Genomic DNA, 13,767 nt, shown 5'->3' with positions numbered 1-13,767 from the left:
GGCCAGTTTCACCCTTGTTCGCACCGGCGTCCGTTCGCAAGCGCACGCAGCGCAGGTCGACGCCTGTGCCGACCCATCAGAACGCCGCCAACTGGTAGCGGCCATACAGGGTGACCGCCAGCACCAGCAGAAAGTACCCGGCCATTGCGCCGGTCACCCCGAACTCGGTGGCCTGCTGCAGGGGCGTGCGCTCCTTTTCCAGCGGGCCGAGCGCCAGCGCCAACAGCAGCGCCGGCATGATGAAGTAGCGCCCCTGCACGCCCGCGATGACGGGCACGGGGTAGTCGTTCCAAGTGACCGCAATGGCAAAGAAGGCCAGCAGCGTGCTGCTGACGGCGCAGGCCGTCAGAACCGCCCGCAGCGGCGTGTACTGCCGCTCTTCGCGCCCCGCGTAGACAGTGGCCAGCAGCGCCAGGGCCGCCAGCACGGCCCAGATCCCCCGCATCGCCGGCTTGGGGATCAAGGTGTCGAGCCAGCCCAGCACCCCGACGAAAGAGTAGATGAGCATGTACCCCTTGTCCTTGTCGGCCAGCGTGCTGCCGACCAGCCCCATGAAGTACAGCGGATCCTCCAGGTAGATCTGCACGATCTGCAGCGTGGTGTGCGAGCGCTCGATGCGCGCATCCATGGTGGTCAGCAGCACGAACAGCGTCCAGCCCAGGCTGGCGGCGCACAGCAGCACGAAGGCCGCCAGCCGGGTGCCCGAAAAGCGCTGGCACAGCAGCAACAGCGGCAGGGCCAGCAAGGGCAGCAGGTTGGTGCGTGAGGTGACCAGCACGAAGGTGAAGCCCACGATGGCGGCAAACCGCCATCGGCAGGTCGGCGTGGTGGTGCTGCCTTGGCACTGGGCCTGGTACTGCGCGATGGCCAGGCCCCCGAGCACCAGCGTCATGGCAATGCACAGGCCGTCGATGGTGGGCGACAGGATCTGGAAGGCCGACATGGGCATCAGCACCAGGGCCCGCACCAGCAGGTTGGGCGGCAGCAGCTGCCAGGCCCAGGCCAGCAGCGCCAGCACCGAGAGCGTCACCACCCCCCGCGTGAACTCGTAGCTGGCCCGCATCGACCAGTCCATCTGGCGCGAGATGGCCAGGCCGGCGGCATGCGGCAGGTAAATCAGCGGCAGGTAATAGGCCGTGCCGACGGCATCGACGAAATGCCGGTCGTGCGCCCAGCTGTGGCGCGAGGCCTCGTCCATCAGCCAGGCGGGAGAAACATCGGTCTTGCGGTTACCGGTGATCGTCGCCATCCAGGTGGCAAAGCGGATCAGGTGCAGGTCGGTATAACCGCCGGTATGGCCCCGGGCATCGGGCGCGGGTTTCTCCAGGAGCAATTGGCCGTTGGCGATCATGTCGGCCCGGTGCAGGTGCATTATCTCGTCCGGCGACTGGAAGGCGGGAATCAACCGCGCCATTACCAGAGCAAAGGCGAATGCGAGGAGGAATAATCCGATGCAGACCGTGTGCTTCCACTGGCCTCGGGTGGCTGCGGCGGATACGGCACGCCGCACCGGGCGCGCCGACGGGGCGCCAGAAGCTGCTGTTGGCGCTGGCGGCACTGCCAAAGGGCTGAGCTGCATTGAATATCTCCCTCCTCTGTTGGATTTGTATTTTTCTGCTTCGATAAAACGGTGCAGCGCCGATTTGAAGGTCCATGCCATGTGAAAGGCAATGGAAGCCCCCGCCTGCATGAAAATGGACGAAAAAACGGTCTGCAGAAATTCAGTGCGAGGGATATCCTCGCCGGGTGCGATCAGAAATTGAAAATGGCGCAATGGGCACCCCGGCAGGGATGCATCAGAAAATCAAAGGTGAGCCATTGTGGCGCGGCCCTGGGTAATTAACGGTGATTTCCGTCACGTCCAGGTTGTGCACAGGCCGTGTCATTGCAGGCGCAGGCAGCAAGCACCCCGCGCTTGAGCTCAGCAGGGCAGGGCGCTGCCTCCTTCACACCTTCCTTGAACAGGCGCCCATACGGATTTGCATTCAACCGTATAACTAGGCGGGAGGTCGCAGACAGTGCTGTGGCACGGCAAGGCGGACCAACGACGTTAGACGGTTGAAGGCAAATCCGTATCAGTCCGCCACGCCATGCAGCGATTGCTGCGTGACCTGGGCATACGCCAGCACTGCGATGAGCTTGTGCAGCAGCGTGCGGTCGTCGCTCTCCAGGGGCCGGGCCAGCAACGGCACCAGGTGCGAGAGCGCCTGCTCGACCTCCTGCGTCGAAAACGTCTGGTCCTCATAGAGGCCGAAAATCCTGTGCAAGAAAAACGAATCGGCGTGCGCGAGCAGGCGCAGGATGGCCGGCAGCTCGTGGTGGTCGATGCTGCCGACATGGTGGGCCGGGTTGCGGATCTGGGGGCCGTTGCCGGCCAGAAAGTCGAATGGCATGGCGATGGAGGGTGTGCGTTGCTCGTGAAAACTCGTGTGGGTCCGCTTCCAAAGCCTGGTCAGGCCACAGAGCGCTTGCCCGCGTGGTACGTGGCGAGTGCCGAGGCGATGGCAGAAGGCCAGTGAAGAATCGCAATCGCCATGACCGTGGCGACCCATCCCAGATAGATGCACCAAAACCGGCATGGACCCGCCAAGGTCGCCTGGCGCCATGTCAGGACGGACTGCAGCAGGAGCAGGGCAGGCAGCATCGCCAGCAGGATGTAGTGCACCCTGAGCGTCGGCGACACCTCTGCATCGGTGACTACGCGGGTCAGGAACGCGCCTGCGCTTTGCAGGAAGGACATGCCGGAGGAGGCATCCGGTGACAAAAGGGCGAACCAGACGCCAAGGGGAAGGATGGCGCTGAAGGCAAACCCCAGGCTGGCAATTCGCTGTTCGGATAATTTCATTTTTTTGGCAGCGTGGTGAAGTTCAGGCGATGGGGCACGCAGGGCGGGCTGTTGACGCTGGCCAGCGGCGCCATGCCGCGCGGCCCACCCAAGGCAATGGCTGCGAGCAGGGCGATCAGCAGGATGGCGGGGATCATCATCAGCATGGACGGGACGCGCTGGCGCAATGGCCTGAGTGGATGTGCGCGCCATTTTGGCGAGATTCCCCGCGCTCGGGCAGTACGCAAATGGGTGATACGGTGCCCGGGGCGCAAGCTGCCATCGTCTGCTTCGGGGGCAAGATCAAGTCAGCGCAAGCCAGGCCCATTACCCCTGCGCACCTTGACATCGGTGTTTGTGGCAGCATGTTCCCAAGAACATGTTTCCGGGCGCCTGCGTACGAGTGCCCGGTATGAAAAGCCACAGACCTGACCCGAACACAAGATGAAAACCATCGACGAGATGCTGCACCTCGAGCTGCTCACCCATGAGCAGCACTTTGAAATCAGCGCCTGGATTGCGCGCTCTGCCTCGCCGGAAGAGATACTGCAGATGCCCGCGCCCCTGTGGCAGGCCGTGGAGCGCGCCAGCCAGACCATGGGCATCAACGAGGACCTTTCGCGCCCGCCGTCGCTGGACGCGGGGAACCTGGTCTTCGGTTAGGGCGAGAAATCGCGCAAGGGTCGTGCCGGGATCGCTGCATGGTGCCGCCCTGAGGTGCGCTGGCGCATTTTCACAAGGCAGCTGACACATGACCGACTGGCGCCTGCAAGGGCATGAAAAATACCTCCAAGGTGCGGTGCTCGAACGCAAGGCCTATCAGCCGTACCGTCCTGAATGGGAGCACGACCACTGCGAGTTCTGCTCGGCCGAGTTCTCGCTGGATACCCCGGTGCGCTGCGCGAGGGCTATACCACGTCTGACCACTATCGTTGGGTCTGCGCTGTCTGTTACGAAGACTTTCAAGAAATGCTGGGCCTGCGCCGGGGGTGAAGTGAGCAGCGCGGCATATCCTTCCTGCCTTAAAGGGAGGGAACACAATGATCAAGAGGAACGCCAGCGCGGCCGCTATCGCAATTGCCATCACCGCCGCCATGGCCGGCTCGCTGCCGCAGGCCCATGCGCAAACTGCTGCAGTGCGCGACGTCGCCGTCGTGGCCGAGGCCGATGGCCCGCAGGCCGCTCGACTGGGTGCCCTGGTGACCGAGGGCATCCGCAAGAGCGGCTCCATGCGCTACAAGGAGCCAGCGTCCAAGGCGCAGCTCACCGTGCGCATCGCCACCATGTCGGCGCAGGACGCCGGCTCCATCGTTTATTCAGCGAGCTGGGTTTCTACCGGCAAGGACACGCTGATTGACCGGCAGTTGGCCACCTGTGATGTGGAGCGCATCGCGGCGTGCGCGGAGACTGTGGTGGCCAAGACGGATGCGGTGCGTGCATCGCTGGCTGGCAAGAAGTAGGGAGCGGGGCCTGCCGCAAGTGCAGCAGCGCTTGTGCTCTCAGGCTGCGGGAACCCAGTTGTCCAACTGCAGGCCGGGCACCTTGGTAAATTCACGGGTGTTGTTGGTGACCAGCGGGGCCTTCTGGCTCAAGGCATGGGCCGCAATCATGGTGTCGAGCGAACCAATGGGTGTGCCACGGCGCTCCAGATCGGCGCGCAGGTCGCCATAGGCCCACAGGGCCGCCTCGTCGAACGGCGCAATGGTGAGTGGGGCCAGGAACATCTCCAGCGCCTGGCGGTTGCGTGCCGAGCCGCTCTTGGCGACGCCATAAGCGAGTTCTGCCGCCACCACGCTGCACATCCCGATGTCGCCGAGCCGGTATTGGCGAAAGCGCTCCAGCACCGCAGGCGGCCTGGCATTGATGATGTAGATGCAGATGTTGGTGTCCAGCAGGATCATGGGGTGATCTCTGCGCGCATCTGGTCGTCAGGCTGCTGGCGCTCCAGCACAAAGCCTGGCTCGAATGCCGCCAGCCCTTGCTCCAGCGTTTGCCAGGGAGCCTCCACCGGCAGCAGCAGCACGCCGTTGCCAAAGTGCTTGACGACAACCTCGCTGCCGGAAAAGCGGTATTCCTTGGGCAGCCGGACGGCCTGGCTGCGGCCTGACTGGAAGAGGCGTGCGGTATCCATGGGGGGTCCCTTCAGGTGGTAGCTATCAATGGTAGCTACCAAGCCCCGGTTCGTCAACGCGACGGCTTCATTCCAGCCCTCGCCCCATGAGCACCCGTACCTGCGGCACTCCTTCGTGCGGCCCCGCCTGCACGGCCCGCACCAGCGCCCGCGCCACATCCGCACCCGGGCGGGCGCGGTAGTTTGCGGGAATCACCGGATCGAACCACTTGAAGGCCTGGATGGAGAAGGATTCGGCTGCGCGCGGCGCCTGGCCCAGGGCCTCGCGTTCGCCCAGCAGCAGGGAAGGGCGCGCGATCACCAGCGTGGCAAAGCCCAGGCTCTTGAGTACCTGCTCGACCTCGCCCTTGACGCGGTTGTAGAAGATTTTGGAGTGGGCATCGGCGCCCATGGCGGTGACCACGCCGCAGCGGGTGGCACCGGCCGCGAGGGCCATGCGCGCCGTGGCGATCACGGCATCCAGGTCTACGGCGCGAAACGCAGCCTGGCTGCCTGCGGCCTTGATGGTGGTGCCCAGTGTGATGTAGACGTCATCGACATGCGGCAGGGCCGGCACCACGGGCTTGGCGCCCAGAACGGCAAAATCCACGGCATGCAGGTGCAGCCGTGGGTGTGACATGTCCGGCGTGCGCCGGCCGAGGGCATGCAGGGCATGCACCTCGGGTGGCAGCGCGCCGTTGCCGGGCGCTGCGCTTGCGTTGCTTGGTGTAGTGCTTTTGGCTGCCGACGGATCAGCGGCCAAAAGAGCCGCGAGAACCGCCCGGCCCACGAGACCCGTTGCCCCGGCCACCAGAACCACCCGTGCCGCCACCGCCATAGCCGCCACCTCCAGAGTTGCCACCACGATAGCCACCGCCACGGCGGCCGCCGCCCATGCTGTCTACGCTGGTGCGCATCGGGTCGGGCTGGCCACCGGCACCGCCACCGGCATGGCCGGAGCTGCGGTGGTTGGGATTGGCGTGGCCCATTTGCGTGCCCAGGTGGGCGTTGGGGCGTGGTGGCTGGTCGTCGTAGCGGTTGCCGCCACCACCACCTTCGTAGCCGCCGCCACCGGAATTACCACCACCACCGCCGCCGCCGGAACGGCCGCGTGCAGGTGCCTGGCCACCGGCGCGTGCGCCGCCGCCCTGGCCACCGCCGCCACCACCGGCACGGGCGCCGCCGCGCGGGCCATTGCCGCCACCGCCGCCGCCAGCTGCTGCGCCGCCACCGGCACGGCCGCCTCGGCCGCCGCCGCCACCACCATTGCCACCGCCGGCAGGGCGGGGGCCACGGTCGCCACCACCACCACCACCACCACCACCACCGCCGCCAGCACCCTGGCCGGCCTTGTTGGTGCGGATGCGTTCCATCATTTCGCTGCGGGCGGCCTTGGCAGCGGCCTGCATCACGTCACGGCTCGGGGGCTTGCCTGCGCCGCCCCAGATGGTCTGGCGCCCCATGGCGATGGGCTCTGCCTTCTCGCCGGCGTCGGGGCCGAAGCCTTCGATGATCTGGACAGGGATCTGCTGCTTGGTGAAGCGCTCGATGTCCATCATGAAGCCTTCTTCGTCCATGCAGACCAGGCTCACGGCTTCGCCGCTGTTGCCGGCGCGGCCGGTGCGGCCAATGCGGTGGACGTAGTCTTCCGAGACGTTCGGGATTTCGTAGTTCACGACGTGCGGCAGCTCGTCGATGTCGATGCCGCGGGCTGCGATGTCGGTGGCCACCAGGGCGCGGATGTCACCGCTCTTGAAGCCGGCCAGCGCCTGCGTGCGGGCGCTCTGGCTCTTGTTGCCGTGCAGGGCCATGGCGTTCACGCCGTTCTTGGTCAGGAACTCGGCCACGTTGTTGGCGCCGAACTTGGTGCGGGTGAACACCAGCACCTGGCTCCAGTTGTGCTGCTGGATGATGTGCAGCAGCACCTGCTTTTTCTTGCCGCGGCCCACGGGGTGGATCACCTGGGTGATGCGCTGCACGGTGGTGTTGCTCGGCGTGACCTGGATGCTTTGGGGGTTCTTGAGCAGGGTGTTGGCCAGGTCGCGGATTTCGTCGCTGAAGGTGGCCGAGAACAGCAGGCTCTGCTTTTCGCGGGGCACCAGGGCCAGCACCTTCTTCACGTCGTGGATGAAGCCCATGTCCAGCATGCGGTCGGCTTCGTCGAGCACCAGCACCTGCACGGTCGACAGGTCCAGGAAGCCCTGTTGCTGCAGGTCCAGCAGGCGGCCGGGGGTGGCCACCAGGATGTCCACGCCGCGCTTGATGCGGTCGATCTGCGGGTTCATGCCCACGCCGCCGAAGACGACGGTGGAGTTGATATCAAGGTATTTGCCGTATTCGCGTACGGACTCTTCCACCTGGGCGGCGAGCTCACGGGTGGGGGTCAGCACCAGGGCGCGGATGCCCTTGCCGCCGAACTTGTTCTTGGGGGCAGCGCTTTGCGACAAGCGGTGCAGCAGGGGCAGGGTGAACGCGGCGGTCTTGCCGGTGCCAGTCTGCGCGCCGGCCAGCAGGTCGTGGCCTGCGAGAACGGCGGGAATGGCCTGGGCCTGAATGGGCGTGGGGGTCTCATAGCCCGTTTCGTGCACGGCCTTCAGGATGGCAGGAGCCAGGTTCAGTTCGTCAAATGTCATGTCGTTGAATGCGCCCATCCGGGGCGCTGGGTATCGGCCTGTCGTACAACCGGGGGGTTGACGAGCCAGTCTCAAGCCGACGAGGTTCAAGGGTGGGAGCCCAGAGGTTGGAATGCCTCCTTCGTCCCCAGCGGTGTGCTGATGTGGCGGGCAACTGGAGCCCGTCACGGTGCGTATTGTCGCATGGCCCGATAATGGGTGTTTTGAAAGCAGAATTCTTCTGCCCAATTTCCGCAAGTTTTAAGACAAGCAAATGGCCCAATACGTATTTTCCATGAACCGCGTCGGCAAGATCGTGCCGCCCAAGCGCCAGATCCTCAAAGACATCTCCCTGAGCTTCTTCCCGGGTGCCAAGATCGGCGTGCTGGGCACCAACGGCTCGGGCAAGTCCACCCTGCTCAAGATCATGGCCGGCGTGGACAAGGAAATCGAGGGCGAAGCCATCCCCATGGCCGGCCTGAACATTGGCTACCTGCCCCAGGAACCCCAGCTTGACCCCGACCAGACGGTGCGCGAAAGCGTGGAAGCCGCCATGGGCCGGGTGATGACCGCCAAGGCCCGCCTGGAAGAGGTGTACACCGCCTACGGTGAAGAAGACGCCGATTTCGACGCCCTGGCCGCCGAGCAGGCCGAGCTCGAGGCCATCATCGCCACCGCCGGCACCGATTCCGAGCACCAGCTCGAAATCGCCGCCGACGCCCTGCGCCTGCCCCCGTGGGACGCCAAGGTGGGCATGCTGTCCGGCGGTGAAAAGCGCCGCGTGGCCCTGTGCCGCCTGCTGCTGTCCAAGCCCGACATGCTGCTGCTTGACGAACCCACCAACCATTTGGACGCCGAATCCGTGGACTGGCTGGAGCAGTTTTTGCAGCGCTACTCGGGCACCGTGGTGGCCATCACCCATGACCGCTACTTCCTGGACAACGCGGCCGAGTGGATTCTGGAACTGGACCGGGGCTCCGGCATCCCCTACAAGGGCAACTACAGCGACTGGCTGACCCAGAAGCAGGCCCGCCTGGAGCAGGAGCAAAAGGGCGAGGAATCGCGCGCCAAGGCCCTGAAGAAGGAACTGGAATGGTCGCGCCAGAACCCCAAGGCGCGCCAAGCCAAGAGCAAGGCCCGCCTGGCCCGCTTTGAGGAACTGTCGGACTTCGAGTACCAAAAACGCAACGAAACCAACGAAATCTTCATCCCCGTGGCCGACCGCCTGGGCCATGAAGTGATCGAGTTCGAAAACGTCACCAAGTCCTTCGGCGACCGCGTGCTCATCGACAACCTGAGCTTCAAGGTGCCCGCCGGTGCCATCGTCGGCATCATCGGCCCCAACGGCGCCGGTAAATCCACGCTGTTCCGCATGATCGCGGGCAAGCAGGCACCCGACAGCGGCACCGTCAAGATCGGCTCCACCGTGAAGATGGCTTTCGTGGACCAGACCCGCGACGACCTCTCGGACGACAAGACCGTGTGGGAAGACGTCTCGGGCGGCCTCGACATCCTGAACGTGGGCAAGTTCCAGATGGCCAGCCGCGCCTACTGCGGCCGCTTCAACTTCAACGGCGGCGACCAGCAAAAGAAGGTTGGCATGCTGTCGGGCGGTGAACGCGGGCGCCTGCACCTGGCCAAGACCCTGATCGCAGGCGGCAACGTGCTGATGCTCGATGAACCCTCGAACGATCTGGACGTGGAAACCCTGCGTGCGCTGGAAGACGCGCTGCTCGAGTTCGCCGGCTCCATCATGGTCATCAGCCATGACCGCTGGTTCCTGGACCGCATCGCCACCCACATCCTGGCCTGCGAGGGCGACAGCCAGTGGACCTTCTTCGACGGCAACTACCAGGAGTACGAAGCCGACAAGAAGAAGCGCCTGGGCGAAGAGGGTGCCAAGCCCAAGCGCATGCGCTTCAAGGCGCTGAAGTAAGGCGCCGGGGCCCCTGTACGTGACCTTGCGCACGGCAGCGGCGGTTCGGACCGGCGGCCGGGGTGTTATGGGTGCCAATAGCCCGGCTATCGGCACCCAAGTGAACCTGGCCGACCGCCCAATGCCGTGCCGCAGCCGACTGGCAGGGAATTGTGCAGATGGCCCTCAGGTCAAGTAGCATTGCAGCTGGAAACCTTTTTCCCATCCCCATCCCACCATGTCCCAGGCTGCGCCTTCTTCGAAAACCGTTTTCCGTGCCTGTGTCGTCAACGCAGTGCGTGGGGGCGAGGCGCTCATGGACAAGCTCATTGCGGTCACCCGCAGTGCGCTGACGGCCGAAGAGAGCACGGTGCGCAACATCCAGCAGCGCAACCTGGCCAGTGACAGCCTGCGCCTGCTGGGCCAGCATGAGGCCGCGCTGGTCAAGGGCTACTCCATGGCCCTGCTGGAGATCTTTGCCGAAGGCCCGCCCGCCGCGGCGGGCAAATCCCGCTCCGCAGACGCTTCGCCCCTGGATTTTGGCGAGCTTTCGCTCATGGACGAGAGCGAGATGCAAAGCCAGGTGGAGCTGGCCCGCGCCCAGCAACTGGCCTCGCACGCCACCGAGGCGATACTGGCCGAGCTCAACACTCTGGTCAGTTCGGCCCAGGGCCTGCGCAGCGTGCAGCCCGAGCGCAACCCCCTGCGGCCCGAAAGCTACATCCGCGCCCTGCAGCAGGTGGTGGGCGAGACCGGCGTGAACGCCGAGGTGCGCGGGCTGTGGATGCAGCACATGCGCGACCTGCTGGGCAAGCTGCTGGTCGACGAATACAAGACCATGGTCAAAACCCTGCGCGACAACGGCGTGGAGCCCGTGGGCTACGCCGTGCTGGGCGCACCCGGCGCCGGCGCGCGCACGGGGGGCAGCATGCAGGGTGGTGGCGGTGGCAATACCGGCTATGGCGGCGGCTACGCGGGCACGGGCTATGGCGGCCCCATGGGCGGCCCCAGTGGCTACGGCAACGCCGGCTATGGCAACACGGGCTATGGCCGCGGCATGGGCGGCGGCCAACACAACAACTGGAGTGGCGACCCGAACAACAATTGGAGCGGCGAGGCCCAGATGCCCGCGCCCATGATGTCCCCGCAGGCGGCGGCTGCCGAAGAGGCGCTGCTCACCGTGGGCATCCTGCGCCAGATGCTGGCCGGCGGCGACCCGTTCGACCCCCGCGGCTACGGCGGCATGGGTGGTGGCGTGCCCTCGCAACCCGCCGCCATGCAGTCGGCGTGGGCCGGCGGCGGCGGTGCTGCCAGCGGTGCGGCCAGCATGCATTCAGGCTTGGGCGGTGCCTACCACCCCGGCAACGCGGTGGCCGAGGCCATGGAAGACATGGCCCAGCTCGAACGCCTGGTGGGCCGCCTGGCCGGCGTGCCGCAGGCCGTGCCCCAGGTGATGCACCAGGTTCCCCAGGGCGGCTGGGCACCCACCACGCCGGGCACTGCACCCCAGCACCTGTACACGGTGCCGGGCATGCCGTACCAGCAGATCTACACCGTGCCCGTGGTGGCCCCGCAGGACCCGCCGGCCATGGCCGCCGAGGTGGTGGGCCGCATGATGGAGAACATCGCACGCGATTCGCGGCTGCTGCCCTCGGTGCAGCGCGCGGTGCAGAACCTGGAGCCCGCGCTCAAGCACCTGGTGCGCCGCGACCAGACCTTCTTCACGGAGCCTGCGCACCCCGCGCGCGTGCTGCTCGACGAGATGACCCAGCGCAGCCTGGCCTTCCCGGACGAGAAGGCGCCCGGCTTTGCCCGCTTCATCCGCCTGCTCAACGAATCCGTGGGCTACCTGGCCGGCATCGAGATCAAGGACGCCACCCCGTTCGAGACCGTGCTCAAGGCCCTGCAGGCCGCCTGGAACTCGCAGGTGCAAAAGGCCAAGGCCCGCCAGGCCGAGAAGGACAAGGCTGCGCTGCAGGCCGAGCAGCGGGAGATGCTGGCCGGCAAGATCGCCGCCGACATCCGCAAACTGCCCGACCTGGAGCGCGTGCCCGCCGACGTGCTCGACTTTGCCGCCGGCCCCTGGGCCGAGGTGGTGGCCCTGGCCCAGGTCGCGCAGGCCGCTGGCGGCGAGGACGACCCCGGCGGCTACCTGGCCCTGGTGCCCCTGCTGCTGTGGAGCGCCCAGCCCGAGCTGACCCGCGCCGAGCCCGACCGCCTGTCCGAAGCCATTCCCGGCCTGCTCGTCAAGCTGCGCGAGGGCCTGCAGACCATCGACCACCCGGCGGCCAAGACCAGCGCCTTCCTGGAGCGCCTGGTGGGCCTGCACCAGGACGCCTTCGAGCGCGCCGCCTTCGCCAAGATCACCCTCGACCCCGAGGACTCGGTTCAGGACTCGCGCGACCCCAACGACTCCGTGGCGGCCGTCGCCGGCTACGACGACAGCGCCCAGGCCCTGGTGGACATCGGCCAGCCCGAACCGGCCGCTGCCGCGCCCACCAAGGCCGAGCCCTACGCCGAATTCGTGGTGGGCGCCTGGGTGGAGCTCATCAGCAACGGCCGCGCCGTGCACACCCAGCTCACCTGGTCCAGCCCGCATGGCACGCTGTTCCTCTTTACCGCGCCGGACAACAGCACCCAGTCCATGACGCGCCGCATGCGCGACAAACTGGCCGACGAAGGCGCCCTGCGCGTGGTGCCCGCCCCCAAGGCCCGGCCCCCGGCCGCTGCAGCCACCGCCACGCGCGCCGGCGGCATCGCCACCACCCGGGGCAGTCTGCCCGCACCGCTGGAAACCTCGCGCGGCAAGCTCGGCAGCGCACCCAGCAGCAGGCAGGCACCGCTGGGCGGCAAGCCACCTGCCAAGGGGCGGTAGGCGGGGCTGTCTCGGACGGCGGGTGCGGATTTTTTACCGCCGAAGCACTGCGCTCAGCCGCTGTCGCTTTCAGTCCTGGTCGCCTCGGGTATCAGCGCATCGTCGCAGCCCTGCTTTCCCTTCACGGGCAGCACCAGGTACTGGTGCTGCTGGCCTGGCAAATGGCCAAGCACGATGGCGCAGCGCATCTCGCTGGCCGTGCGGGCCATCTTTTCGTCCGCAAAACCCAGGGTGGCCTCGAAGCCTGACATCAGCATGTCTGGCCGCTTGAAAGCCTGCGCCACGTCGGGACGCTCGGTGCTGACCAGCGAATCCAGGCGTACCCGGATATCTGGGGCTGAGACCCCCAAGGCCATCTTGCGACCGGGCCCCAGGGTCGGTGTCCAGCCTTTCACATGCAATTGGGTGCCCTCGATGGTGATCGAATCGATCGATCCGCCGTAGCCGTGCGCCATGCGCGGGAGCGGACCGTGCATGGGCAGTGCCGTGGTGGAGTTGGCCAGGTGGTTGTGCAGAATGGACTCTTGCTCCCCGGGTGGGCGGCTGTCCAGCCGCACCAGGCACAGGCAGTCTTCGTCCCAAACCCGGATACGGGCGCGCTCGGCTGCATTGGCGGGTTCCCAGCGCACCAGCGCCGGCTCTGCATGGGGCCTGCCGGGCTCCAGGCGCTTGAACGCCGCATGTGCATACATCATCTGGATGACGGTGGAGGTCGCGGAGGCGAGCTCGTAAGGCACCAGCACCTGATCGGGCGGGGGGGTCCGCGCGAAGGCGTAGTGGGTATCGAACATGGCGTTGGCGGCACGGTCGTGCTCGCGCTGTGACAGGGACTGCAGCCCCACTGCCGTGGCGAAGACCAGCAAGGCCGCGGTGTGCCAGCGCGCCAGCGAGGCAGGCCACTTCAGGCTCCACAGAACGCACAGGGCGACCCAGGGCGCCCACAGATAGCGCGTATGGCCCTCCGGGTCAACACCGGGGTGCACCACGAACACCAGCGGGAAGACCACTACCAGTGCGACCGCACCCAGCCCCGCCAGCATCGCCAGGCGGCCCCGCTCCGGCTGTGCCGCAAGTCCGGCCACCAGGCACACCAGGCACAACAGGACCGCAGTGGCGCCCAGCACCCCGCTGCCCATCAGGCCCTGGACGAGCCAATGGACCAGTTTGCTGGCGAAGACCGGCAGGTCTTGCCAGCTGCTCAGTGCGATGCCGTGGTACCCGCCCATGCCGGAAAACACGCTGATGCGCAGCACGGCATATGCCAGGGCCACGGCCAGCGTGGGCAACGCGAAGCGCCAGCGCGCCATGCCCGAAGGCGAGCCAGCAGGCAGAGGCAGCAGCAGGGTCAACGCCACCCAGGGGACATACACCTCCTTGCACAGCGTGGACAGCAGGTAGAACCCCGCTGCCAGGACGGCCCAGCGCCATTGC

13 protein-coding genes are annotated in these 13,767 nt (G+C 66.5%); 4 read left to right on the top strand and 9 right to left on the bottom strand.

The window, feature by feature from the left end; translation table 11 throughout:
• Nucleotides 1-76: 76 nt before the first annotated feature.
• The 4 genes from ASE31_RS18540 to ASE31_RS32270 form a co-directional block, all read right to left on the bottom strand.
• Nucleotides 77-1,579 (bottom strand): DUF2142 domain-containing protein, encoded by a 1,503-nt coding sequence (locus ASE31_RS18540; protein WP_255357692.1) that lies wholly within the window; start codon nt 1,577-1,579, stop codon nt 77-79.
• Between the two features lie 496 nt (nt 1,580-2,075).
• Nucleotides 2,076-2,393: a hypothetical protein gene (locus ASE31_RS18535; protein WP_057203308.1), complete on the bottom strand. Its 318-nt coding sequence runs from the start codon at nt 2,391-2,393 to the stop codon at nt 2,076-2,078.
• Between the two features lie 59 nt (nt 2,394-2,452).
• Nucleotides 2,453-2,845, bottom strand: coding sequence for a hypothetical protein (locus ASE31_RS18530; RefSeq protein WP_057203307.1), 393 nt, complete (start codon nt 2,843-2,845; stop codon nt 2,453-2,455).
• Entirely contained in the window at nt 2,842-2,991 is a 150-nt protein-coding gene (locus tag ASE31_RS32270) for a hypothetical protein (RefSeq protein WP_200961130.1), read from the bottom strand. Before ASE31_RS32270 ends, ASE31_RS18530 begins: the two co-directional genes overlap by 4 nt.
• A 277-nt stretch (nt 2,992-3,268) precedes the next feature.
• On the opposite strand from ASE31_RS32270, the gene ASE31_RS18525 reads away from it, so the two are divergent.
• Nucleotides 3,269-3,487 (top strand): hypothetical protein, encoded by a 219-nt coding sequence (locus ASE31_RS18525; RefSeq protein WP_057203306.1) that lies wholly within the window; start codon nt 3,269-3,271, stop codon nt 3,485-3,487.
• Between the two features lie 377 nt (nt 3,488-3,864).
• On the top strand, nt 3,865-4,284 hold the full coding sequence (locus ASE31_RS18520) for a hypothetical protein (protein ID WP_057203305.1): 420 nt from the start codon (nt 3,865-3,867) through the stop codon (nt 4,282-4,284).
• A 39-nt stretch (nt 4,285-4,323) separates the two neighbouring features.
• Here the strand turns inward: ASE31_RS18520 and ASE31_RS18515 are convergent, their stop codons facing one another.
• The 4 genes from ASE31_RS18515 to ASE31_RS18500 form a co-directional block, all read right to left on the bottom strand.
• On the bottom strand, nt 4,324-4,725 hold the full coding sequence (locus ASE31_RS18515; protein ID WP_057203304.1) for a type II toxin-antitoxin system VapC family toxin: 402 nt from the start codon (nt 4,723-4,725) through the stop codon (nt 4,324-4,326).
• Nucleotides 4,722-4,955: an antitoxin gene (locus ASE31_RS18510; protein ID WP_057203303.1), complete on the bottom strand. Its 234-nt coding sequence runs from the start codon at nt 4,953-4,955 to the stop codon at nt 4,722-4,724. Before ASE31_RS18510 ends, ASE31_RS18515 begins: the two co-directional genes overlap by 4 nt.
• A gap of 67 nt (nt 4,956-5,022) precedes the next feature.
• Entirely contained in the window at nt 5,023-5,574 is a 552-nt protein-coding gene (locus ASE31_RS18505; protein ID WP_369819469.1) for a nucleoside-diphosphate sugar epimerase, read from the bottom strand.
• Nucleotides 5,575-5,686: 112 nt separating this feature from the next.
• The gene (locus ASE31_RS18500; protein ID WP_057203440.1) at nt 5,687-7,567 is read right to left on the bottom strand and encodes a DEAD/DEAH box helicase; all 1,881 of its coding nucleotides are present in this window, start codon (nt 7,565-7,567) and stop codon (nt 5,687-5,689) included.
• A 253-nt stretch (nt 7,568-7,820) separates the two neighbouring features.
• Here ASE31_RS18500 and ettA point away from each other — a divergent pair, with 253 nt between their 5' ends.
• Both ettA and ASE31_RS18490 read left to right on the top strand, forming a co-directional pair.
• Nucleotides 7,821-9,482, top strand: coding sequence for an energy-dependent translational throttle protein EttA (ettA, locus tag ASE31_RS18495; RefSeq protein WP_057203301.1), 1,662 nt, complete (start codon nt 7,821-7,823; stop codon nt 9,480-9,482).
• Between the two features lie 217 nt (nt 9,483-9,699).
• A complete protein-coding gene (locus ASE31_RS18490; protein WP_057203300.1) occupies nt 9,700-12,336 on the top strand; it encodes a DUF1631 family protein in 2,637 nt (878 codons plus the stop codon).
• 53 nt (nt 12,337-12,389) lie between these two features.
• Here the strand turns inward: ASE31_RS18490 and ASE31_RS18485 are convergent.
• Nucleotides 12,390-13,767, bottom strand: a 1,378-nt coding sequence (locus tag ASE31_RS18485; protein WP_082604241.1) for a hypothetical protein, incomplete at its 5' end; no start/stop codon positions are given.

Source organism: Acidovorax sp. Root217, assembly GCF_001428645.1.
In the GTDB taxonomy this organism is placed as follows: Bacteria; Pseudomonadota; Gammaproteobacteria; order Burkholderiales; family Burkholderiaceae_C; genus Acidovorax.
Note: the sequence above shows the minus strand (reverse complement) of the source record. Positions and strands in the feature narration are given on the sequence as shown.